We start from the raw sequence: 22,500 nt of genomic DNA, 5'->3' as shown, positions 1-22,500 counted from the left end.
TTCAGCGCGGCTGCACGCCGAGCAATTCCACATCGAACACCAGCGATGCGCCGGGCGGGATCACGCCGCCAGCGCCGTTGTCGCCATAGCCGTACTCGGGCGGAATCATCAAGCTGCGCTTGCCGCCCACACGCATGCCGGCCACGCCCTCGTCCCAGCCGCGAATCACCTGATGGCCTCCCAGCACGAACTGGAACGGCTCGGCGCGGTCGAGCGAGCTGTCGAACTTCTTGCCATGCTTGTCGGCGGCTTTTTCGTCGTACAGCCAGCCGGTGTAATGCACGGTGACCATCGCGCCCGGTGTGGCTTCGGCACCGGTGCCGATGTTGCGGTCGATCCGCTCGAACGTGGCGATGGTGCCGCCGGACGGCGGCAGGGCAGGCGCACAGCCCGCGAGCAGCAGGGCAGCACAAAGCGTCAACAGAAGGCGCATGGGATGGTCCAGCAAAGGGAGTGCGTCATTATCGCACCTGGCTCCCGGTATCATCTCGCCCATGGCCAAGCTGCTGCTCAATCTGCGCAATGTTCCCGATGACGAAGCCGACGAGGTACGGGCACTGATGCGCGAGCATCTGTTGCAGATCTACGAAACCCGGCCCAGCAACTGGGGCATCTCCGCCGGCGGCATCTGGCTCAGTGACGATGCCGATCACCCGCGCGCCAAGGCGCTGATGGATGCGTATCAGGCCCAGCGCGGCGCCGTGGCGCGTGCGCAGCGCCAGGATGCGCTCGCTGCCGGCACGGCCGAAACCTTCGGCGCGCTGCTGCGCAAGCGGCCGTTGTTCGTGATCGCCACGTTGATCGGCATGCTGGTTGTCGCCTCGCTGGTCCTGCTGCCGTTCCTGCTGTTGCGCGGCTGATCGCACCTGCGGCCGCATCGGCTTAAAATGGCCGCATGATCACCAATACCGCTGCCTACCAATTCGTCACCATCCAGGACCCGCAGTCGCTCGCCGACAGCATCCTGGCACACGCCGGGCAGCAGGCCTTGAAGGGATCGGTACTGGTGGCCGAAGAAGGGATCAACCTGTTTCTGGCCGGCGAAGCCGAGCAGATCGACACGTTCTATGCGTGGCTGCAGGCCGATGCGCGCTTTGCGCAGATGCGCATCAAGTACAGCCTGAGCGCGTTGCAGCCGTTCGCGCGGCTCAAGGTGAAGGTCAAGCCGGAGATCATCAGCTTTCGCCGCGACGATGCCTCGCCGCTGCAGGGCCGTGCGCCTGCGGTGACGCCCGCCACGCTGCGCGAGTGGATGCGGGCAGGGCGCGACGATCGCGGCCGCCCGCTGGTGCTGCTGGATACGCGCAATGCCCAGGAAGTGGCGTACGGCACGTTCCAGGGCGCGCTGACGTTGCCGATCGACAAGTTCACCGACCTGCCGGCGGCGTTGGAAGCGCATCGCGCTGCATTGGCCGACGCCACCGTGGTCAGCTTCTGCACCGGCGGCATTCGTTGCGAGAAGGCGGCGTTGTGGATGCAGGCCGACGGCATGGACAACGTACTGCAGCTCGAAGGCGGCATCCTCGGCTATTTCGAAGAAGTCGGTGGCGAAGGCTATGACGGCCGCTGCTTCGTGTTCGACGAACGCGTTGCACTCGATGCGCAATTGCGCCCATTGGTGGATGCCGAGCGCAGCACCGAAGCAGGAAAAATCTGACCGAGCGCGAGTGAAATGCCCGATGTTCGCGCATTGGGCTCGCTCGCATCATCCGATCACGCCGCGATAGTGCACGCAACGCCTACCATGACGCGTGGCGGCAGAGTACTTCGCGTTCTGACTCGAGCGTAATACGTTGCATCTAGCTTGCCCTGAATTATTCACGGAGATAGGCTGCACCAGCCAGCCGCACAGCGAGGACAACAAGGATGACCATCAGAGTTTTTCTGATCGACGATCATGCACTCGTGCGTACCGGCATGAAGATGATCCTGTCCAAGGAAGTGGACATCGATGTGGTGGGAGAGGCGGAGAGCGGGGAGGCGGCCTTGCCGCAAATCCGCCAGCTCAAGCCCGAGATCGTGCTGTGCGACCTGCACCTGCCCGGTGTCAGCGGCCTGGAAATCACCGAGCGCATCGTCAAGGGCGATTACGGCACCCGCGTCATCATCGTCTCGGTGCTGGAAGACGGCCCACTGCCCAAGCGTCTGCTCGAAGCCGGCGCATCGGGGTATGTCGGCAAGGGCGGCGATGCGCAGGAGTTGCTGCGTGCGGTGCGCGAAGTCGCCCTGGGCCGGCGCTATCTCGGCAATACCATTGCGCAGAATCTAGCCCTGTCCAACCTGGAAGGGGGCGGCTCACCCTTCGACGCGCTATCGCCGCGCGAACTGGAGGTCGCCCTGTTGCTGACCCAGGGTCTGCGCCAGGAAGACATCGCCAAGCGCTTGAACCTCAGCGCCAAGACCATCAACACGCACAAGGCGCGCCTGTTCGAGAAGGTCGGTATCCAGGACAACATCGCCCTGGCACGTCTGGCCAATCAGTACGGCCTGACCGATCCGGCGCGGACCTTGTAAACCGCGCCTTCGGATTTTCGCGCTCGCAGACACAGCCGCCAGATGCTGCTGCACAACGCGTCGATGAAAACAGGCATACGCTGTTTTGCGCAGGAGCGGCACTCCGGCGTGCAAGCGAACGCGCGTGCTCACTTCGGCATTCACTGCCCGAGAGGCGCTTCGCTTGCGACGGCTGCCGATGACGACGTGTCGCTACAGCGCAGTGCGCCGCGCCATTGGAGCAGGGCGATCGAATCGGTCTGGATGCCGCTGCATCCGATGGCGAGTGGTTGCCGATGCGCAGCAGCGGACATTTCGGTCTGCTGGCGTGGATGCAGTTACGGCGCAGGGCCACGATGGCGCTGGCTTCTGCCTGAGTCCTGACTTTGGCGGCAATCGCCCCGTCGTTCGTTGATGCGGCGGGAACAACGCCTGGGACAAGCACGACTACGAGCGCGGCAACCGTTTCGTTGCGATCCCTGCAAAGCCTGGTCATCTAGCATCGGCATGACACTGCCGCACGCAAAAACAAGGCGGCCCGAAGGCCGCCTTGTTTGACACTGCCCGCCTGGATTCATGCAGGCGGGTTCAACCGGCTGGGAAACGATCAGTGATCGCCACGCGGCTTGTTGGCGTCGTCCTGCTGCTCCTGCGCGTCATCGCCATTGCGCGCTGCATCTGCCGGCTCTGCTGCCTCGGACACGACGACCGTCGGCTTCGGCTTGTCGGCAGTGTGCTCGTTGGCGTCTGCAGACAGCACGGGCGTGACCGCTGCAGGCCGCTCAGGCGCCTTGTACGGCACCGGCGTTTCGGCCTGCGTCGATGTCGCGGTCTCTGCTGCTGTTGCGTCGGCCGGAGCCAATGCGTCAAGCAGCGTGGTCTGCACCGGAGCGTACGGCTTGCGTGCCGGCGCAGCATCGGCAGCCGGCGAGGTCTGCGGCACCGTGGCGGTGGACGTCGCAGCAACATCGGCAGCCGGGCTTGCCGCCGTTGACGGCTCGGCATGCGGCGGCCTGGATGTCACGACGTCTGCCTGCGCGCTGGAAGGCGCAGCAGCGACCGGCTTGGGCACACTGACGGCTGCCGGCGCTGCGTCGGTTTTCGCCGGCTCCGCTTGCGTTGCTGCCGCAGTTGCAGCCGGTGCTGCCTGTTCCTGCCGAGCAACCGCAGGCGCTGCAGCGTCGGCGGATGCCGACGATGCCGACGGCACCGACGTTGACTGCACAGCCGGCTCGGGCGAACGCACGACCGAAGGAGCCGCACGCTCGACCGGCTGAGCAGCAGGAGCCGCAGCTGGCGTCGCGACCGGAGCCGAGGTGTCAACCTGCGTCGAGGCAGCGGACGGAGCCGAAGCGACAACCGGAGCCTGAGCCGGCGAGGTCGCCGATTCCTGCGCAACAACCGAAGCCTGAGGCGCTTGCGGGGTCGTCGATGCAACGGCAGAAGCCTGCGCAGCCGGTGCCGATGCAGCCGACGCCGTATTGCTGGCCGAGGCGGTTGCAGCCGGTGCCGCGGAGGCCGCCGATGCATCGCCACCTGCCTGCTCGGCTGCGGTGATTGACGGCGTTGCAGCCTGCTGCTCGAACGACGGCGTGGCATTGGAAACCGGCGCCGTGGTCGACGTCGTGTCGGCCGCCAGCGGTGCTTCCGCACGCTCCTTCGGAACCGGACGCGGCTTCACTGCGGCCGGAGTGCTGGATTCCGGCTTGGCGCGTGCCGATACCGCAGGCGTGCTCGCGTCGTCGTCGAAGTCGAACTCCGGTTGACCGGCGCGCGGGGCAGCCGAGGTGTGGACCTGCGCACCGGCTTCGTCGTTCTCGTTGTCGCCATCGAGATCGCCTTCGGCGTCGCCGTCCAGATCGTCCGTCTCCAGACCATCGACGCCGGTACCGCCTTCACCGTTTGCGCCAGCGCCACGGCGGCGACGACGGCCACCGCGACGACCGCGACGACGACGGCTGCCGCCTTCGCCATTTGCCGCATCATCGCCCGCTGCCTCCGGTGCCTGGCCCTCCGCATTTGCGTCGGTACCGCGATCGGCCTGCGACTCGGTCACGATGACCTCGACCGGATGCGCCGGGGTGGCCGCAGCTGCCACTGCCGGCGTTGTGGGTGCTGCGGTATCGGCAATCGCCGCGACCACGGTGGCAGTCGTTGCGGTTGCAGCGGTGGAGGTCAGCGTCTGCGCCGAGGCAGTGCCTTCTTCCTGACGCGCAGGGCGCTGCTGCCGCTCGGACGGCGCGCCGTCCTGCTGCTGCGCAGCTGCACGCGGCGGGCGCGGTGCCTGGTTCTGCGGCTTCTGCTTCTGCTGCTGGGCCTGCTGCGGCTGCTTGGGCTGTTGCTGTGCCTCGTTGCGCGGCGGCTTGGGCACCTGCCCCTGCTGCGCCTGACCGCCGTTTTGCGCAGCCTGGCCGTTGGCCGGCTGGCGACGCTCGTCACGACGCTCCTTGTTGGCGCCATTGCCGTTGCCGCCATTGCCGCGGTGCTGATTGCCACCGTTGCCACCGTTGCCACCGTTGCGGGCATCGCGGCCGTCGCGACGCTGGCCGCCACGATCGCCGCGCTCGTTGCGGCTGCTGCGGCCGGCATCGTTCTGACGCGGACGCTGGGTCGACTCGGGCGCAGGCGCAACCGGCTCGACGCCGCCGAAGATGCGCTTCAGCCAGCCGACCACACCGGTGACCGGCGCGGGAAGCGGCAGTGGTGCGACCGGAACCGGTGCAGGTGCAGCGGCAACCGGGGCAGGGGCCTCTTCACGTAGCGGAGCCGGCTGGCTCGGCTTGATCGAGGTCACTGCCGGCGCAGCCGGGATATTCAACTGTGCCTTGGTCAGCGCATGCACCGGCAGCTTGCGCGGGGTGCCGCGCTGGTAGCTCGGCTTGCCGCTGTCTTCGCCCAGCTCGTTCTCACGCAACCGCGTGACTTCGTAGTGCGGGGTGTGCAGCTGTTCGTCGGCGACGATGATGATCGGCGACTCGTGGCGCTGCTCGATCTCGCGCAGCGCGCTGCGCTTTTCGTTGAGCAGGTAGTTGGCGATCTCCACCGGGGCCTGGACCAGCACCTGTCCGGTGTTTTCCTTCATGGCGTGCTCTTCGGCCACGCGGATGATCGACAGCGACAGCGACTCGACGCTGCGCATGCGGCCATGGCCGTCGCAGCGCGGGCACACGATCTGGCTGGATTCGCCCAGGCTCGGACGCAGACGCTGGCGGCTCATTTCCATCAGGCCGAAGCGCGAGATGCGGCCCAGCTGCACGCGTGCGCGGTCGTACTTGAGCGCGTTCTGCAGCTTGTTTTCCACTTCGCGCTGGTGCTTGGTCGAGGACATGTCGATGAAGTCGATCACCACCAGACCGCCCAGGTCGCGCAGGCGCAACTGGCGGGCCACTTCCTCGGCCGCTTCCAGATTGGTCTGGAAGGCGGTTTCTTCGATGTCGCTGCCCTTGGTGGCGCGCGAGGAGTTAACGTCGACGGCGGTCAGCGCTTCGGTCTGGTCGACCACGATCGAGCCGCCCGACGGCAGGCGCACGTTGCGCTCGTAGGCGCCTTCGATCTGCGATTCGATCTGGAAGCGGTTGAACAGCGGAATGTCGTCGGTGTAGTGCTTGAGCTTGCGCAGGCTCTGCGGCATCACCTGCTGCATGAATTCCTGGGCGTCGGCATACAGCTCCGGCGTGTCGACCAGGATTTCGCCGATGTCGGCGCGCAGGTAGTCGCGCAGGGCGCGGATGATCAGGCGCGATTCCTGGTAGATCAGGAACGCGGCCGGCTTGCTCAGCGCCGCCTCGGCGATCGCCTTCCAGGTCTGCAGCAGGTAATCCAGATCCCACTGCAGTTCTTCGGCGTCACGGCCGACACCGGCGGTGCGGATGATCACGCCCATGTCGTCGGGGATGTCGAGCTTGTCCAGCGCTTCCTTCAGCGCGGCGCGGTCTTCGCCCTCGATCCGACGCGAGACGCCACCGGCGCTGGGCGAATTGGGCATCAGCACCATGTAGCGGCCGGCCAGCGAGATGAACGTGGTCAGGGCGGCGCCCTTGTTGCCACGCTCTTCCTTGTCGACCTGCACCACGATTTCCTGGCCCTCGCGCAACAACTCGCGAATGGTCGACTTGTTGTGGTCGACACCAGCCTGGAAATAGTCGCGGGAGATTTCCTTCAGCGGCAGGAAGCCATGGCGCTCGGCGCCATAGTCCACGAACGCCGCCTCCAGCGAGGGCTCGAGCCGGGTGATACGGCCCTTGTAGATGTTGGACTTCTTTTGTTCCTTGGACGGCTGTTCGATGTCGATGTCGTACAGGGTCTGGCCGTCCACAATCGCCACGCGCAGCTCTTCGGCCTGCGTTGCGTTGATCAGCATTCGCTTCATTGTTGCGTTCCTCTCGCGCTCTACCGCGCGGAACGCCGTGACGTTTCGCCTCTGGAACAGCTTGTCGGCCCTTCGCGCAACGCGCGGACAGGCCTGACCAGGGTTTCCAGCGCTGCAACACCACGGCAGGCCGCGGGAGCGCTTGTCTTAAGTTTTATAGGTGTTTCAGGGCCGGCAGCCGCGTCCGGACGAACCGGGGCAGCGCACGGGACATGTTCAGCGCGACGGTCAAAAACCGCCGGCGATGGCCGGGCAGGCCGGTGAGCCGCTAACATGGCCGCCCCGGGGGCGGTGGTCGCGCACTGTGCCGGAATCATCGGAAGGCAGGCTTCTGGCCAATCAACTTCCAACGAAATCAAACCCTTATCTCGCTCGCCGAGTGTAACAGAATAAAGAGCCGGATGACCGACCCCCAGACCCCCAAGCCGCCCACCGACCGTGTGGGCGTGCGCATTCTCAAAGTTCCGGAAGACCGTGCTGGGCAGCGGCTGGACAATTTCCTGCTCGGCCAGCTCAAGGGCGCGCCACGCAGCTTGATCTACAAGCTGGTGCGCAGCGGACAGGTGCGGGTGAACGGCGGGCGGGCCAAGGCCGAGCGCAAGCTCGAGGGTGGCGAGGAAGTGCGGATCCCGCCGGTGCGCGTGGCCGAGGAGGGCGACAAGGCGGCGCCACCGGCATCGTTCCTGGCGCGGCTGGAAGCGGCGATCGTGTTCGAGGACGCGCGGCTGCTGGCGCTCAACAAGCCCTCCGGGGTCGCCAGCCATGGCGGCAGCGGGATCAGCTTCGGCGCCATCGAAACCCTGCGCGCCCTGCGGCCCAACCAGACCCTGGAGCTGGTGCACCGGCTCGACCGCGACACCTCCGGCCTGCTGATCGTGGCGAAAAAGCGTTCAGCGCTGACCGAGCTGCAGGCCTTGATGCGCGAGGACGACCGTGTCGAAGGCCGCGGCATCACCAAGCGCTATCTGACCTTGCTGGTCGGCCGCATGCCCGACGGGGTGATGACGGTCGATGCGCCGCTGCACATCGGGCTGCGCCAGGGCGGCGAGCGGCATGTGCAGGTCAATGCGATCGGCAAGCCCTCGCTGAGCCATTTCAAGCTGCTGGAGCGACGTGGCGGGCACTCCTATTGCGAAGTCCGTATCGAAACCGGCCGCACCCACCAGATCCGCGTGCACGCTCAGCACCTGGGGCACCCGGTGGCCGGCGACGACAAGTACGGCGAAGCGGAGGTCAACAAGCGCCTGCGCGACCAGCTCGGCCTGAAGCGCCTGTTCCTGCACGCCGCTTCGCTGGAATTTGCGCTGGATGCCGGCAAGACGCCCTATGTGTTGAGCGCGCCGCTGGCGCCGGAACTTGCCGAGGCATTGGACCGGCTGGGGCGCTGAGGCCGCCATTGCGCCGCGGCGACGCATCCGTCCCGGTCGTGGCCGCCAGCGCGTCGCCGATGTGTCCTGGCGGTCGAGCCGATGGTCGTGCCGGCACTGCGGCTGCGGTTCGGCCGGGCGTTAAGGCGTGGCGAAGCGGAACAACACCAGGCTGATCGCGAGTGTGCCCATGCCGGCCACCAGGCCGTAGACCGTCTCGTGGCCCTGCGCGTAGCGCTTGGCCGCCGGCAACAATTCGTCCAGCGCCAGGAACACCATCACCCCGGAAATCAGGCCGAAGACCGTGCCGAACACCGCTTCGGACAGCACGCTGGACAAGGCCAGATAGCCGATGCCGGCGCCGATCGGTTCGGCCAATCCGCTGAGCAGGCTGGCGCCGAAGGCGTAGAACTTGTTGCGGGTGGCGAAGTACACCGGCACCGCAATGGCGATGCCCTCGGGAATGTTGTGGATCGCGATGGCGAACGCGAGCGGCATGCCGACCGCGGGGCTTTCCAGCGTGGCGAAAAAGGTCGCCAGGCCTTCGGGGAAGTTGTGCGCGGTGATGGCGATGGCGGTCATCAAGCCGACCCGGCGGATATAGGCACGGTTATCGTCGCGGAACAGCGGATCGTCGCTGGACAGGCTCTGGTGCGGGTTGGGCACCAGGCGGTCGATCACCATGATCAGCAGCATGCCGGCCAGAAACGCCAGCGTGCCGAAGGTGAAGCCGAGCTTGTCGTTGTAGGCGTTGGAGAACGAGGCGATCGACTTGTTGAGAATCTCCGACAGCGACACATACACCATCGCACCTCCGGCGAATGCCAGCCCGAATGCCAGCAGGCGCGGGTTGGGCTTCTTGGAGAACACGACCATCAGGCTGCCGAGTCCGGTCGCCAGGCCAGCGGCCAGCGTGACCGCAAATGCGGTCCAGACATTGTGGGATGACACTTCGAGCATGTGACGCACGACCTCGTGGAATAGAACGTACTCGGCGGGGAGCGTGGCGACTGCTGCTGCGCACTTTGCGCATGACCACACTGCGGCTGCAGGATGGCCGTGCCTGGATGACGAAGGCGTGGTGTCTGGCGCGATAACCCTGACGCGTGCACGCTGGCATCAGGCGTGCACCGTGGCTAGCTGGAGCTGATGCGGGCCGTTCGCCGTGCTCAGCCTTGCGTGCTGCGCGCCGGCGCGGCCGCGCTTGTGCGCGTGTTACATCGAACGCGGCTTAGCCGCCTCGACGCGCACGCTCTTCGATGGCGAAGCATTCGTCGGGGCGCGGCACCGGCGGCTTGAACGCGACCGGTACCTGGATCGTCTGCGGCACTGCCTGGCCATTGCGCGTGGCGGCCCGGAATTTCCATTCGCGCACGCGGCTTTGCGCGGCTTCGTCCAGCACCGGCTGACCGCTGCTTTGCGATACCGAGACGTCGGTCGGGGTGCCTTCGACACCGACCACGACCCGGAGCACGGCGGTGCCGCCGATGCCGGCACAGGCCAGCTGCGGCGAGTATTCCGGCGGCGGGGTCTTCAAGGCGGCCAGTTCGGTCGGTGCAACCGCCGGTGCGGCGGGCTGCTGCGACGACTTGCCGCACCCGCTGATGCCGACGGCAAGGAACAGGCCGGCGAGGGCGGCGCGAGACAGGGTCATGGGGTGGCTCCTTGATCGTAAAGCTGGGCGGCCTTGGCCGCACAGATGAAGTCGTTTTCGCTCAATCCGCCGACGTCGTGGGTGGAATAGCGCACCACCACGCGGTCGTAATGCACGCCCAGGTCGGGGTGGTGGTCCTCGCGGTGAGCGATCCAGGCCAGCGCGTTGACGAAGGCCAGCGTGCGGTAGTAGTCGGCAAAGCGGAAGGTGCGGGTAATTGCCGTGCCCAGTTCGGCCAGCTCCCAGCCCGGCACCTGCGGCAGCAGTTCAGCCAGACGCGCTTCGCCAAGCTTGTGGTCGCTGCCCTTGCGCGGCAGGCAATGGGCCTGTTCCAGGGGAATCAGATCGGTCATGACAGTCTCGCAGGGGTGGCGGACAGCGCGTTCACTCAGGATCACGGTGTTCCATGAGCGCAGGCGCATTGAGCGGTAGAATAACCCGCATGATCCAGATATCCGACAAAGCCCAAACCTATTTCCGCAAGCTCATCGAACGCGAGGGCGTGCCCGGCATGGGCGTGCGCCTGAGCGCGGTGGATGCGGGTACCCCGCGCGCCGACGCCCGGCTGGAGTTCGCCGAACCGGCGGACCTGAGCGGCGACGAATGGGCGATCGACTGCGACGGCTTCACCTTATATATCGTCGCCGCCAGCGTGCCCTGGGTGGATGGCGCCGAGATCGACTACGTCACCCAGTCCACCGGCAACCAGCAGCTCACCATCAAGGCACCCAAGATCAAGGGCGAAGCGCCGGCCGAGTCCGCATCGATGGTGGAGCGCGTGCGCTGGGTGGTGGAGAACGAGATCAACCCGCAGCTGGCGTCGCATGGCGGCCGTGTGGCGGTACAGGAGGTCTCGGCAGAGGGTGTCGTGCTGCTGCGCTTCGGCGGCGGTTGCCACGGCTGCGGCATGGCCGATGTGACCTTGAAGCAGGGCATCGAGAAGACCCTGATGGGGCGCGTGCCCGGCGTGATTGCGGTGCGCGACGCGACCGACCACGCCACCGGCGACGCGCCGTATATCCCGCGCGACAGCGCGGCCTGATTCCGCGCCACCGGTGACCACGGCCGCCGATCTGCTGCAGGCACTGCGCGCGCGCATGCCGGGCAAGCTCATCCTGGATCGGCGCACCGGTTTGCCTTACGGCTGGGCAACCTGGATGAGCAGCCGCCTCGGGCCGGCGGCTGCGTTCGACGACGACCAGGTGTTGGGCGTGCTGCTGGCACGGCCAGCGCCGCATGCAGGCGCTGGCGTGGCGTTGTTGTCGCCGTTCCAGGCATTTCGCAGCCTGTGGTGGCAGCACTGGGAGCCGCGACCGAAAGACCAGCGACCACAGCACTGGCTGGCGCTGCTCGGCAGCCTGTTGATCCATCTTGGCTTCATCGCACTGCTGATCTGGGTCGTCACGGTGCGCTGGGCGCCGGATGACACCCAGACCGGCGACGAATCACGGGTGCGCATGACCTTCATCGGCGACGGTGCGGCAGAGCAGGGCGGTGGGCAAGGGCAGCCCGCTGACGCTGCGCAGGCCGCCTCGGGCGATGCGGCTTCGGCGTCACAATCCAGTGAGTCCGCTGCGACCGGCAGGCCGAACGGGTCAAGCGCAGCGCCGTCGGTGCCTGCGCCTGTCGAGTCCGTCGGTCCTCCTTCAAGCGCTGCCCAGGCCCAGGACATTGCGCCGGAACCGGTGGCTGCCGCCGCCAGCGAACCGGTGGCGCCGGAGGTGCCACGCGTGACCGTACAGGTGCCGCCGGTGACGATCGAATCGCCGCTACAGGTCACCGAGACACCGGTGGCCACGAACGACTTTGTCGTGCCGCCACCGCCGACGATCACGGTGGCGCCGCGTCCGGTCGCGCCGGCCGCACCGCAGATCGAGGTGCGTCAGCGCGATGTCCAGACCGTGACCGAGCAACCGCAGCTACGCGAATTGCAGCGTCCCGCTTCGACCGTCGCGATGCGCACTGCCAACGCACCGACGGTGCGCGAGCGGGAAATCGTCGTGCCGGACCGGCCCCAGGTCGTTGCGCCGTCCGTGCGCAGCCGCGAGATCACACCGACGGTGCGCATGCCCGAGGTGGCCATTCGAACGGCCGAGTTGCCAAGCGTGCCGGACCCGACGCCCCAACCGGCATCGGCCGCGCCAGCCCAGCAGACGCCGACGACTCCAGCGTCGACGTCGTCGACGTCGGTAGCTGCAGCAACCCAGCCATCGGCGGCCTCCACGCAGCCCAATCAGGCACAGGCGAATTCGGCGCGATCGGCGCAACCCAGCAGCACCACGGCGGCAGCCTCATCCGCAGCCAAGGCGGCGACCAACAATGCCGGCCCGGCGCCAGCAGATCGCAGCGGCGGCTGGGATGTTGCGGCCAATGCAGACGACTGGAGCAAATCCGACCGTCGTCGCGCCGGCGAAACCACAGGCGCCAATGGAGCACGCAACGGCATGTTCAACGCAGACGGCGGCGTTCACGTCGCCGCCGGCGCCGGTGATCGCGGACCGCCAGGCAGCGAAACCGATACCTGGACCCGCGACCAGATCGCCCAGGGCGGCACCTGGCTCAAACGTCCGCCGTACGGCTACACGCCGACCTCGCTGGACAAGTACTGGATGCCGAACCAGTCGCTGCTGCAGGAATGGGTGCGGCGCGGCCTGAAGAAGATCGAGATCCCGATCCCGGGAACGACCACCAAGATCAGTTGCGTGGTGTCGTTGCTGCAGTTCGGCGGCGGCTGCGGCCTGAGCGACCCGAATCTCAACGATCAACCCGCAACAGCCAGACCGCCGCCGGATGTGCCGTTCAAGCGGGAGCTGCAGCAAGACAATGGGGCTGTGAGGTAGTCGGCTGCTAAGTTGGTTCTGACATAATATACATTATGCGAAATGTGGTGTTGACGCTCCAATGCTAGTCCCTCCACAGGAATGTCAGTTTTTTAATTCGAACCGGGCTCGGTAAAGCTGTGACTTTTCACCCTGCTCCGCGCCAAGTAACAAGTTTTGCGTGCAGTTCGGGGAAGTCACCGGTTTACCTAGGCACACCGGTTGCGGCCCGGCACGAGAAATGAGCACCGCATTCTTTAACGGTCCATCGACGCACGCTGGGTACAAACCCCCGGGCACCGCACTCTTTGATGGTCCACCGACGCACTCTGAGTATCCATTTGACGCAGTCATGGGTGTCTATCGCTCCGGGGACGCACTAACAGGTGTCTGGTTTTCCCGCTTGCGCACTCTTGAGTGTTAAAAATTCCCGCAAAAGACGAAACGCGTCGTTTCTTATCGGGACGTTTGGAGTCCTAGGAGGCTGTGGTACTTGCGGGCCACTTCCGAAAGGAGATGCTGGTCGCCAGGTCAAAGGCCGCCGCAGATCGACGGAAGTCAGCTAAACGGCAGAGGTCCAGGCCCTGGTATCACCTTCTCGGACCAGCTGGAGCTTGCCCAACTCAAGGCGGTTCCGGGACTGGACGCGGCGGGACGGCGGCGCACCGGTTCAGCGAGACGGCTAGATCGCTGCTCCTCAGAAGTTCCCCCTCCTAGCTGGGCTCAAATCATACGCGGCATCGCTCAGATCCGATGAGGACCTTTGGGATAACTGCTAAACCACTCTTGCTCGAACTGCGATGTCAGATACGGCCGCACGAAGGCCGATTGGGTGAGTTCCCGCAACCGCTCCTCATGCTGGGCGATGGCTTCCACATCACTGAGTGTCGGGTAGTGACGCAACAGTCGATAGGCTTCCTCGCGTACGGACTTGGGTACCGCTTGGCTGCCGGCGAGTTCCTTGAGAAATGCGCCGGCTTGCAGCAGGTTGCGCGTACGCTCGTCAGGCAGGGTCATGCGACAGCTCACCAAGGCTAAGGAATTCTTAGCGTAGCGCTTCGGCCCGCGCGCGTGCCAGTAGCCAAAACGCGGCCTACCGCTTGGTCACCCGGCGCGTGGTACTTGCTACCATTTTTTTGACGGCAGTCGGTGCCTTGGTTGGACGAGGTTGTGCGAGCGCCTGGGCGCGCGCCTGAGCTGCGGCGCTTTCTCTCTCGGCGCTGTGCTGCGCGCGTTCGGCTGCACGCCGGGCTTGCTCGGCGTCGCGCAGTGCCGCGGCATGTTCGCGGGCCTGCGTCGCCAGTTGGGCCTTGTGCGCCTTGGCTTCCTGGCGCAGCCGATCGATCTCGGTATAGGCCCGGTCCTCGACCTGCCGCAGGTGTGTCTGCAACGTCTCACGTTCGGCTGCAGCCGCATTGCGCTCCTGCTCCAAACGGGATTGGGCGCTATGCACCTGCGCTTCCAGAGAGTCGCTGCGCCCACGTAGTTCCTCCAGTTGCTGCAGCAGCGCGCCCACCTGACTGGCGAGGTCACCGGCTCGCTGCTCGCAGACCGACAAGGCTGCCTCGGCGACTTGAGCTGCAGCGAGCGCCTGCTGACGTTGCGTCTCGATTGCTGTCACACGCTCGCGCTCGGTGCTTACGCGAGTTTCGATGTCGGCCTGGGCGTTTGCCAAAAGGACACGCTCCGGCGCCAGAGCGGCTTCGGCTTGTCCACGCCCGGCTGCCAGCGCTAGTTCCCAGACCTGCGCCAAGGCCACGCCGACATTATCAGGCACTCCAGGCAGCGCCAGCCGATGCTTGAGCCGCTGCGAGAGCTGAGTCCACCACGCATCCAACAACGGCCCAATCGTATTCGGCGAGCCACGCCCAAGGTGCAGGCGTACGCGCTCGACGGTCGGCCGTTCGCCGGCGCCAAGCAGCGCGTCGGCCGCCTCAAATACCGCGTTTTCCTGGATTCCTCTAGCCATCTGCTGTCTCCGACACACGTGCCCTGCCCCATTGCCAAACCACATCCGATAACAGATAGTTATCGGACGTAAGCGCCCTACAGGTTGTATTTGATACGTACGACATATGAAATCTAACATGGTTGTTCCTAACCCCTCTGTGTCGGCCATCCTCGCCCCCGACCGTCTCGCAGCGCAGGCGGCCGACGCCATGCGCGAACTGCTGGCTGAGGCCGCCGCCGCCAACACCACCCGCAGTTATGCCACTGCGCTGCGCTACTGGGCGGGCTGGTTCCAGGGGCGCTTCGGGCAGCCGATCACGCTGCCGGTGCCCGAGCCTGCCGTGGTCCAGTTCGTGGTCGACCATCTGGCCCGGCGCGGCAAGGCTGGCCTGACATGGGAGCTGCCGCCGGCATTGGATGCGCACTTGGTCGCCGCCGGGCTTAAGCAGAAATCAGGCGCCTTCAAGCTCAGCACCGTGGTGCATCGCGTGGCCGTGCTCTCGGCGGCCCACCAGGTGCACAAGGCCGCTAACCCGTGCGAGGCGCCTGCCGTGCGCCAGCTGCTCAAGCGCGGCCGCCGCGCCGCGGTCAAACGCGGCGAGCGGCCACACAAGAAGACCGCCATCACCCGTGACGAGCTCGAGGCCCTGCTGTCTGTCTGTGACGACTCATTGGAGGGGCTTCGAGATAAGGCACTGTTGCTGTTTGGTTTTGCTAGTGGTGGGCGCCGGCGTAGCGAGATCGCGGCAGCGGATTGGCAGGACCTGCGCCGCATCGGCGATGACGCTTTCATTTATCGGCTGGAGCACAGCAAAACTCAGCAGGCTGGCCCGAACGCCACGGCCACACCCGACAAGCCCGTGCTGGGCCGCGCAGGGAGCGCCCTGGCTGCGTGGCTGACCGCGGCCGACATTACCGAGGGGCCCCTCTTCCGCCGCCTATGGGGTGAACGCGTGGGCCCTGCCCTCTCGCCGAAGGCGGTTTCAGCGATCGTACAGCGGCGGGCCTTGCAGGCAGAGTTAACCGGGGACTTTGGTGGCCACAGCTTGCGCTCGGGCTTTATCACCGAGGGCGCTCGCCAGGGCATTGCCCTGCCCGCCCTCATGGCGCTGACTGACCATCGCTCCGTCGCGCAGGCGATCGGCTACTTTCAGGCCGGTGACGCGTCAAGCAACCCCGCGGCTCGACTGCTTGATCTCTAGCGCGCGGCCAATGCGTCACCGGCCTTTGCGCGGCTCCCGCTTCGCCGGAGTTTTCTCAAGACTTTTGAGCAGATCCTTCTTCTGGCGTTCGCTAGGGTAATCCCCCCGCTTTGAGCGTTCGCCAAAAGTGGAGCTAGGCGGCCATCGCCAATTTCATTGCTGGCGTGATACCGCCGAGCGCCATGTTGGGGCGCTCATGGTTGTACGTCCATAGCCAGCGCGTGGCCTTGTCCTGAACCTGCTCGATGGTGTCGAACAACGTTGTGGCCAGCCAGGCGTAGCGGACGGTGCGGTTGTAACGTTCGACATAGGCATTCTGCTGCGGCTTGCCTGGCTGGATGTGCTCGATCCGAATCCCGCGCTGCTGTGCCCAAGCTAGCAGCGCGCCGCTGATGTACTCCGGGCCGTTGTCGCAGCGAATGGCGTTTGGCTTGCCGCGCCAGTCAATGATCTGTTCCAACGAGCGGATCACCCGGGCCGATGGCAGCGATAAGTCGACCTCGATGCCCAGACCCTCACGGTTGAAGTCATCGAGCACATTGAACAACCGGAAGCTGCGGCCGTCGGCCAGCTGGTCGTGCATGAAATCCATCGACCAGACCTGGTTGATCGTCTCCGGCACCGCCAACGGCTCTGGCCGCTCGCGCACCAGCCGCTTCTTCGGCTTGATCCGCAGGTTCAACTCCAGCTCCCGATAGATGCGGTACACCCGCTTGTGATTCCAGCCAAAGCCCTTCACGTTGCGCTGGTGCAGAAAGCACAGGCCGAACCCCCAATCACGATAGGTTGTGGTCAACCGCACCAGCCAATCGGCAATCCGGGCGTTCTCCTCGCTGGCCTTGGCTTGATAGCGAAAGCAGGTCTCGCTCACCGCAAAGGTCCGGCAGGCATGCCGGATGTTCGTGTGGCCACCATCTACGGCCCATCGGGCCATCTCCCGGCGTTGAGATGGCCTCACCATTTTTTTGCCATCGCCTCCTTCAGCAGGTCGGCGCTGAGCTGGGCATCGGCGTACATCTTCTTCAGGCGCCGGTTCTCGTCCTGCAGCTCCCTGAGCTGGGACATCAGCGATGCGTCCATGCCGCCGAACTTGCTGCGCCACTTGTAGAACGTCGCCGAGCTGATGCCGTGTTCCCGGCACAACTCCGGCACGGGCGTGCCGGCCTCGGCCTGCTTGAGGACGGCAATGATCTGGCTGTCGGTGAAGCGGGATGTCTTCATGGAACCTCCTCGGAAAAGGGTACGAGAAAATTCCACTTCTGGCGTCAGCTAACCTGTGGGGGGATTACCGTTCAACGAGGCAAGCCGGAAGCGATCAAAGTGGATAACGGCAGTGAGTTTGCCGGCAAGGTGATGGACCGCTGGGCCTATGAAAACGGCGTAGAGCTGGACTTTCCCGACGTGGCACGCCGACGGACAACGCGATGGTGAAAAGCTTCAACGGCCGGCTGCGACAGGAGTGTCTGAACGAGCATTGGTTCTTGTCCCTAGCCGCCGCACGGAGCAAGATCGAAACGTGGCGGCGCTTCTATAACGAGGAGCGACCCCACAGTGCACTGGCATGGAAAACCCTTGCGGAATTCGCCCGAGAACACGGGTCTCAAGCGAATTCCCAGGCGCCGAAAGAGGTCGAAATCTCTACCGACTGATGGCCCTGCTATCGGAGGTGTGTCACTGGCCCCCTAGGCCTAGCCGCCAAAACGCAAGCGCTAGCTGGCCGGCTCCGAAATCATGTACAGGCAGACTTTGCCCTTCGGTGCAGCTCTGCCCTTCCAGAACCCCGGAACGCTATCGAACATGCACTCTTCAATCGCAAGAGTGACATTTCCGACAATAGGCTGCCCCTTTCCAATTCCAACGCTAAGTGTGTTGCATACCTTTTCCAGATCAACAGACTGATTGAAGTGGGCCTTCAATTTCTCGCCGATCCAGAGCCCGAGCCAGACACAGTTGTCGTCTTGCAGAAAAACATTCTCCCCGTTATGACGACTTACCATGACCTGACGGACTTTTTTTCCATCCCTATCAAGGAAAGCGATCGGCTTGTTGTCAGGAGCGCCCGCTCCCCAAAGATAGAACTGCGCCGGCCATACTTCAAGCCTGGTTGTCTTTAGTGAGGCAGGTCTAGTCATATGATTGGACGTCGCAGTCAAGAACTGACTGGCAATATCGTGGCGCAATCGACCGACGACACGCCGTCCTGATTTAACAGCAAAATCGACAAAATCGGAGACGGGCATCGATATCAGAGTACCCTTCTCCCACTTCAAATCGTACTCCTTTCCACCGAATGCAAGGCCTCGGGCAACAAGGTCGCCGTTGTCATGCTTAGGTACTGATCGATCATGCACCTCAACAGCCTTCGCTATGCAGAACGTCGCGGACTGGGTGGAATCGAGTGACTGACCGGCTTGTTTTACTCGGACTGCACCGTTCAGATCGCACTGCTGCGTAATGTGAATCCAACACTGCGTCCCGTTTGTAATCTCATCAGGCGACAACACGGCGCCAAAAGGCACGAGTCGGTTAAAGCTATTTCTTAGAGTCTCTTTGCTGACTTCAGAAAAAACCGTGGAGATCGCAAACCCAGTCCAATTATAGTGTGATACAACGTCGCGACCTGGCTTGGAGTCAACATGAGGGGTCATAAATCGATCGCGAATGACGAGCTTGCCGCCTGGGGAATGTAGGCAGGATCTGAATGAATCATCCAAGGCTTCAATTGCTTCGACAACTCTCGCGGTACCCTCAACGTGCCAGATGTATTCCCTTGCCACCAGTTCAGTCAGATGCTCATCGTAAGGGTCATCGTCCCTTGAAGCACTCAAGTGGATCTCCTGCATTGCTGCCGCATCAAGATTCCAGAGAGTTCTACTGGCCTGAATCTTTGCAGCATCAAGAGCGGACGTCCATTCGCGAATGAAGACGCGCATCCCTTGCGCTACATCGCGCTGTTTGTTCAGCTGCTGGTAGCACAGCCGCAAGCCAGCCGCGCCAAACTCTGCGAGACGCACGTGGCGCTTCTCTAGCAATAGCAAGCCCGCTGCGCTGATGAATGACTCAGTGCTAAACCTAAGGCGCTGGTCAACCATCTCCTCTCTGCTAGAAAGCACGATGAGAAGTGGCAGCTTTTCAGGATAGGCTGAGTTACCGAGATTGTGTAAGTATCTGACGAGCTCGTCGACTGCATCTGCACTATTGGTCAAAACCAGATCCAACAAGACCAGATCGTACGCAAGCAGCTCCCTGTGCGCCGCAGGACGAGTGTTTCTAAACTCAATCGAGAAGCCTGGCGACGGGTAGGCGGCTTCGATATGCGCCCTGAGCACGCCTACCGAATCAGATCGCTCATAAAAACCTTTCAAACCCTCTGTTCCGGCGACGTTAGCGCTTCGAAAATTCTGAGAAAGAATCACCTCATGAACAAATGGGTCAGAAGAGAGATACTCCTGGATGAAGTCGACATCGTTGTCTTCAAAGGCCTTCACGCCGCAATGTTTATGCATGTACGACCAAACTGCTTCAGTCGTCGGACTTGTGAGATCCTCGATGTCCGCCACGAAGTCTGCAGCTGACTCGCGAAGATGAGCAAACGACATCCCATGCAACTCATCGTCAATGACTAGCACTCTTCGAGGCTGAATTGCTGCCGCCACGCCCGCACCTGCTGCCCCAGCGACCGCGACCGGAGACGAGAGCTTCTCATCTGTCGTTGGCACCGACTCACCGGCGAGGGCTGCAGTACTTCCGGACTCCTCTGCGCCGCCCTCCCTAGCAGAGGCGAGATCTGCCGATACCACCGCGTGCTCAGCATCTTGGGAGGATTTGCAATTATTCATTAGGCTCCATCCTTGGGTAGTTCGAGTACGAAAGTCCTAAGACGGCCGTCGTCTTCGGGAAGGGAATCTAGATACAGGCGACCACCGTGATATTCGACGAGCTCCGATGCAATGTATAAGCCCAGCCCCTTACCCTTCTTTCTCGTTGAGTAGTATGGCCTGAAGATTTCCTTCGCATAGTGGGGGTCGATACCAGGGCCGTTGTCTGATATGTACAGCGTCAAGGCCTTAGAGTCCAAGTTGATCCGGATCTCGCGCTTGTTAGACCCCGGCTTTAGTCCCTGTTGCAACCAATACACGGAATTGGCGAGAAGGTTCTCCAGGGCTTGCGCAATCAGCCCCTTCACCATGTAAACCTCTACACTCCAATTCTCAGCAGGCTCGTCATCTACCGTTACAAAGTGATATATGTCGTGTCGAGCGAATCTATTCTTGAAGCCACTTACAATGCCTCTCGTCTGTGACACGGCATCGTATTGCTCTTTACGTTGACGCCCCGATGGACTCATTGCGTCAACCGTGCGTATGCGCTTGTTCGTGGCCACGATCTGCGCTCGCAAGTTGTCCACGACGTCGACCACGTTACTATTTCCGTCGCGCTGAAGGTCCGCGAGCAACTCTCCCGTACGCTCGGTCAGGCGGGTCAACTCATGTATGACAATTTCGACCACTAGGCCAATGTTGGCCAGCTCAAGAAGCTCAACCCTGGTCTCGCGCGCCATGTTGAGCGAGTTCTTGATTGTCTTTACGTATTCGACTTGACCCTGGAGCGTTGCGCGGATATCGGTAAGCCCCTGACGCTGCTCTTTTGGCAGCAGCTTTCCAATCCGATCAACTTCCGCCAGTGTCCTCTTGAGGGCATCTTCGGACGCTTTCAGCGACGCCGTCGTGGACTCTTCAGCGATTCCAATTTTCGCCTCCGCCTCTCTGACAGTGTTGATATGCATTCGCAGATCCCCCACCAGCACTTCACCGAGCAATTTCTTGAGAAGCTCCTGCTCCGGACAGGCAATGAGCCGCTCGCGATTTGCAGAGTCAACCAGGCGAGGATTTGTTCTGGAAGAAATGCTCACGCTTCCGATAGTCTGATAGCGATTTAGTGCATAGCCTTTGTTCTTCAGAGCGCCACTGTCCCACTCGAGCCAATCATCCTCCATCCCACCAGTCTTGCCGACGCGAAAATTGTCTCGATAAACCGCGAAACCGCCGCACCACTGATTGAGCTCCTCAGCAATCTCGGCTCGCGTTCGGTCCACCTCGTTGACGGCGAGCATGCTTCGATTGAACCACAGGCACGTCGCTGTAAAAGGTCCGAGGCCCTTGAAGATCGCGGGGGCAACTTCAAGTTGGCTAACTAGTTCCTTCATCGACCAACTGCGGACTTCGGACGTACTGCTAGTCCGCCACTTGATGCTACGGCGGAAGACTTGGTCGCTCCCATCAATTCCGTCGGGATTAAATTGGATATCAGCACGAAACTGCGCCGTCTGCGTCATCCATTTCGGAAGCGCTGTGATCGACAACCGCTTTGCGTTGAGATAGATGTCTACGGGATAAGGGTGCCGCTTCTTCGCGAAGGGATCCTGAAGTCGGCGCATATATCGGTGGATGAACGACTGAACCTTCTCGGTGTTCCAGTTTGCTGTTAACTCTTTGATCTCAATTCGGGTTCCGCTCTCATTTTCTGAAGAGGCGCCCGCGCGTTCGACGTCGACATCAATGTCGTCCAAGAATAGGGACGGATCGTTGAACTTGCTCCATATGAAGTGGATCTCGTTCCACCGAACGGATCCTAGCTGCGTTGACCTAACCGTTGCCTGATTCCCGAGCCGCATCATTGAGAGACGCCCAATTCCCTTATCGCCTAGCAGGGGCTTACCATCATCATCACCGTCTTCGCGCTCTTTCAGCTTTCCAGGAGTTCCAATCACTAGGAATCGATCCGAGAGATCGGTTCTCGACATCCCTTTGCCCGTGTCGATGACCGAGATGGACTGAGCTACGCGCAAGCTTTCGATGTATTCAAGAAGCTTCTGTTTTCCAAGCGATGTCGCCCTATCAAACTTTGAGAGGACTGCGCTGCGATCATCTGGGCCAAGTTCGGTGGCGAATACCCGCACAAACATCTCCCTTGCATTGCCAGAGGTGATCTCGCCGGCACGCAGGCGCTGCTCGATCACAGCAAGAACTTGGACATCTACCATCGCATTGATGTGCACAGCCACACGAGGAGAGCGGGCGTCGAATGCATTCTTAATAAGTTCGTTTAGCGCGACGTCATCCGACGTTATCAGCTCAGCCCCTAGCTGCCGTAGAGCTCTTGCTGCGATCCTGAATCCCTTCGCCATATCGAATCCGCCCTTTGTTAAGCTATTTGCACAGCTTATTGTAAATGCCATCCGGTGGCGACAGAGGAGCGCCGTTTGGCGATACGCCTTCCGAGCGCCCGCCAAATAATTGACAATTGCACCTTGTACCCCCGGCGGCGCCTTAGGCGATCAAGGCTCAATGTCCCAAAGAGGCGTGTGGAATTGCGGGCGGATACTGCGAGTAGTCGCACAGGTTCGACGCAACCCACCGCCCCTTTGCGCACGTACCGTGCAGGTTGCCGCAACCTTCGCTAGACACCTTTGCTGTGCCGACATGCGCTGGGACGAGTCACCGTTTTGACAAGGTCCGTTGTTGCGGGCTATAGGGGGCTGGTGCCCGGCGAGGGCGTGCAGTTGCGCAGGTAGCCGTAGACAATGCTCCGCGCTTAGATCGCGAAGCCGTATGGACTTCTCGCCACTTTAGGAGCCGAATCGGCC

The 22,500-nt window shown here is 63.0% G+C and carries 17 protein-coding genes and 1 pseudogene; 8 read left to right on the top strand and 10 right to left on the bottom strand.

What is annotated here, in order from left to right; genetic code table 11:
• Position 1: 1 nt before the first annotated feature.
• On the bottom strand, positions 2-433 hold the full coding sequence (locus GGR73_RS05680) for an FKBP-type peptidyl-prolyl cis-trans isomerase (RefSeq protein WP_181142676.1): 432 nt from the start codon (positions 431-433) through the stop codon (positions 2-4).
• A gap of 61 nt (positions 434-494) precedes the next feature.
• Between GGR73_RS05680 and GGR73_RS05675 the strand changes: the two genes are divergently transcribed.
• The 3 genes from GGR73_RS05675 (at position 495) to GGR73_RS05665 (ending at position 2,514) form a co-directional block, all read left to right on the top strand.
• A complete protein-coding gene (locus tag GGR73_RS05675) occupies positions 495-860 on the top strand; it encodes a DUF6164 family protein (protein WP_126966126.1) in 366 nt (121 codons plus the stop codon).
• A 35-nt stretch (positions 861-895) separates the two neighbouring features.
• Entirely contained in the window at positions 896-1,657 is a 762-nt protein-coding gene (locus GGR73_RS05670) for a sulfurtransferase (RefSeq protein ID WP_184455993.1), read from the top strand.
• Between the two features lie 209 nt (positions 1,658-1,866).
• Positions 1,867-2,514 carry a response regulator gene (locus GGR73_RS05665; RefSeq protein ID WP_024938667.1) on the top strand — a complete coding sequence of 216 codons (648 nt, stop codon included), beginning with the start codon at positions 1,867-1,869 and terminating at the stop codon, positions 2,512-2,514.
• A 586-nt stretch (positions 2,515-3,100) separates the two neighbouring features.
• Here the strand turns inward: GGR73_RS05665 and GGR73_RS05660 are convergent.
• Positions 3,101-6,853: an Rne/Rng family ribonuclease gene (locus GGR73_RS05660; RefSeq protein ID WP_184456512.1), complete on the bottom strand. Its 3,753-nt coding sequence runs from the start codon at positions 6,851-6,853 to the stop codon at positions 3,101-3,103.
• A gap of 410 nt (positions 6,854-7,263) precedes the next feature.
• On the opposite strand from GGR73_RS05660, the gene GGR73_RS05655 reads away from it, so the two are divergent.
• Positions 7,264-8,250 (top strand): RluA family pseudouridine synthase, encoded by a 987-nt coding sequence (locus GGR73_RS05655; RefSeq protein WP_016904562.1) that lies wholly within the window; start codon positions 7,264-7,266, stop codon positions 8,248-8,250.
• Between the two features lie 120 nt (positions 8,251-8,370).
• Here the strand turns inward: GGR73_RS05655 and zupT are convergent, their stop codons facing one another.
• From zupT to GGR73_RS05640, 3 genes are all read right to left on the bottom strand, one after another.
• The gene (zupT, locus tag GGR73_RS05650) at positions 8,371-9,189 is read right to left on the bottom strand and encodes a zinc transporter ZupT (RefSeq protein ID WP_016904561.1); all 819 of its coding nucleotides are present in this window, start codon (positions 9,187-9,189) and stop codon (positions 8,371-8,373) included.
• A 271-nt stretch (positions 9,190-9,460) separates the two neighbouring features.
• Positions 9,461-9,883, bottom strand: a complete 423-nt coding sequence (locus GGR73_RS05645) for an energy transducer TonB (protein ID WP_184455991.1) — start codon at positions 9,881-9,883, stop codon at positions 9,461-9,463.
• Entirely contained in the window at positions 9,880-10,236 is a 357-nt protein-coding gene (locus GGR73_RS05640; protein WP_046342783.1) for a 4a-hydroxytetrahydrobiopterin dehydratase, read from the bottom strand. The genes GGR73_RS05645 and GGR73_RS05640 overlap by 4 nt, the downstream gene beginning before the upstream one ends.
• Before the next feature lie 89 nt (positions 10,237-10,325).
• Between GGR73_RS05640 and GGR73_RS05635 the strand changes: the two genes are divergently transcribed.
• Both GGR73_RS05635 and GGR73_RS05630 read left to right on the top strand, forming a co-directional pair.
• Positions 10,326-10,925, top strand: a complete 600-nt coding sequence (locus GGR73_RS05635; RefSeq protein ID WP_024938663.1) for an NfuA family Fe-S biogenesis protein — start codon at positions 10,326-10,328, stop codon at positions 10,923-10,925.
• A 13-nt stretch (positions 10,926-10,938) separates the two neighbouring features.
• Positions 10,939-12,723: a transmembrane repetitive protein gene (locus tag GGR73_RS05630; protein WP_184455988.1), complete on the top strand. Its 1,785-nt coding sequence runs from the start codon at positions 10,939-10,941 to the stop codon at positions 12,721-12,723.
• A gap of 723 nt (positions 12,724-13,446) precedes the next feature.
• On the opposite strand, the gene GGR73_RS05625 is transcribed toward GGR73_RS05630, so the two are convergent.
• Both GGR73_RS05625 and GGR73_RS05620 read right to left on the bottom strand, forming a co-directional pair.
• On the bottom strand, positions 13,447-13,719 hold the full coding sequence (locus GGR73_RS05625) for a BPSL0761 family protein (RefSeq protein WP_184455986.1): 273 nt from the start codon (positions 13,717-13,719) through the stop codon (positions 13,447-13,449).
• A gap of 76 nt (positions 13,720-13,795) precedes the next feature.
• Positions 13,796-14,671 carry a DNA-binding protein gene (locus GGR73_RS05620; RefSeq protein WP_184455984.1) on the bottom strand — a complete coding sequence of 292 codons (876 nt, stop codon included), beginning with the start codon at positions 14,669-14,671 and terminating at the stop codon, positions 13,796-13,798.
• Positions 14,672-14,861: 190 nt separating this feature from the next.
• On the opposite strand from GGR73_RS05620, the gene GGR73_RS05615 reads away from it, so the two are divergent.
• Positions 14,862-15,854 (top strand): site-specific integrase, encoded by a 993-nt coding sequence (locus tag GGR73_RS05615; protein ID WP_456362925.1) that lies wholly within the window; start codon positions 14,862-14,864, stop codon positions 15,852-15,854.
• Between the two features lie 133 nt (positions 15,855-15,987).
• On the opposite strand, the gene GGR73_RS05610 is transcribed toward GGR73_RS05615, so the two are convergent.
• Positions 15,988-17,075, bottom strand: a protein-coding gene (locus GGR73_RS05610) for an IS3-like element ISXcd1 family transposase (protein WP_456362924.1) whose coding sequence is annotated in 2 segments (ribosomal slippage) — positions 15,988-16,823 and positions 16,823-17,075 — 1,089 coding nt in all. Because the reading frame shifts where the segments join, the coding sequence is not laid out codon by codon here.
• 75 nt (positions 17,076-17,150) lie between these two features.
• On the opposite strand from GGR73_RS05610, the pseudogene GGR73_RS05605 reads away from it, so the two are divergent.
• A pseudogene (locus tag GGR73_RS05605) lies at positions 17,151-17,503 on the top strand (integrase core domain-containing protein); the annotation flags it as partial.
• A 60-nt stretch (positions 17,504-17,563) separates the two neighbouring features.
• Here the strand turns inward: GGR73_RS05605 and GGR73_RS05600 are convergent.
• Positions 17,564-19,693 (bottom strand): hypothetical protein, encoded by a 2,130-nt coding sequence (locus GGR73_RS05600; RefSeq protein ID WP_184455980.1) that lies wholly within the window; start codon positions 19,691-19,693, stop codon positions 17,564-17,566.
• Positions 19,693-22,041: an ATP-binding protein gene (locus GGR73_RS05595; RefSeq protein WP_184455978.1), complete on the bottom strand. Its 2,349-nt coding sequence runs from the start codon at positions 22,039-22,041 to the stop codon at positions 19,693-19,695. The genes GGR73_RS05600 and GGR73_RS05595 overlap by 1 nt, the downstream gene beginning before the upstream one ends.
• Positions 22,042-22,500 lie beyond the last annotated feature (459 nt).

This window comes from Xanthomonas sp. F14, from assembly GCF_014199865.1.
The sequence above is the reverse complement of the archived record's forward strand: the minus strand, read 5'-3'. Positions and strand labels throughout refer to the sequence as shown.

Excerpts from the sequence above, each read along its gene's own strand:
- GGR73_RS05660 (WP_184456512.1), bottom strand. The coding sequence starts at position 6,853 with ATGCTGATCAACGCAACGCAGGCCGAAGAGCTGCGCGTGGCGATTGTG.
- GGR73_RS05645 (WP_184455991.1), bottom strand. The coding sequence starts at position 9,883 with ATGACCCTGTCTCGCGCCGCCCTCGCCGGCCTGTTCCTTGCCGTCGGC.
- zupT (WP_016904561.1), bottom strand. The coding sequence starts at position 9,189 with ATGCTCGAAGTGTCATCCCACAATGTCTGGACCGCATTTGCGGTCACG.
- GGR73_RS05680 (WP_181142676.1), bottom strand. The coding sequence starts at position 433 with ATGCGCCTTCTGTTGACGCTTTGTGCTGCCCTGCTGCTCGCGGGCTGT.
- GGR73_RS05595 (WP_184455978.1), bottom strand. The coding sequence starts at position 22,041 with ATGGCGAAGGGATTCAGGATCGCAGCAAGAGCTCTACGGCAGCTAGGG.
- GGR73_RS05640 (WP_046342783.1), bottom strand. The coding sequence starts at position 10,236 with ATGACCGATCTGATTCCCCTGGAACAGGCCCATTGCCTGCCGCGCAAG.
- GGR73_RS05655 (WP_016904562.1), top strand. The coding sequence starts at position 7,264 with ATGACCGACCCCCAGACCCCCAAGCCGCCCACCGACCGTGTGGGCGTG.
- GGR73_RS05620 (WP_184455984.1), bottom strand. The coding sequence starts at position 14,671 with ATGGCTAGAGGAATCCAGGAAAACGCGGTATTTGAGGCGGCCGACGCG.
- GGR73_RS05665 (WP_024938667.1), top strand. The coding sequence starts at position 1,867 with ATGACCATCAGAGTTTTTCTGATCGACGATCATGCACTCGTGCGTACC.
- GGR73_RS05615 (WP_456362925.1), top strand. The coding sequence starts at position 14,862 with ATGCGCGAACTGCTGGCTGAGGCCGCCGCCGCCAACACCACCCGCAGT.
- GGR73_RS05675 (WP_126966126.1), top strand. The coding sequence starts at position 495 with ATGGCCAAGCTGCTGCTCAATCTGCGCAATGTTCCCGATGACGAAGCC.
- GGR73_RS05600 (WP_184455980.1), bottom strand. The coding sequence starts at position 19,693 with ATGAATAATTGCAAATCCTCCCAAGATGCTGAGCACGCGGTGGTATCG.
- GGR73_RS05635 (WP_024938663.1), top strand. The coding sequence starts at position 10,326 with ATGATCCAGATATCCGACAAAGCCCAAACCTATTTCCGCAAGCTCATC.
- GGR73_RS05625 (WP_184455986.1), bottom strand. The coding sequence starts at position 13,719 with ATGACCCTGCCTGACGAGCGTACGCGCAACCTGCTGCAAGCCGGCGCA.
- GGR73_RS05670 (WP_184455993.1), top strand. The coding sequence starts at position 896 with ATGATCACCAATACCGCTGCCTACCAATTCGTCACCATCCAGGACCCG.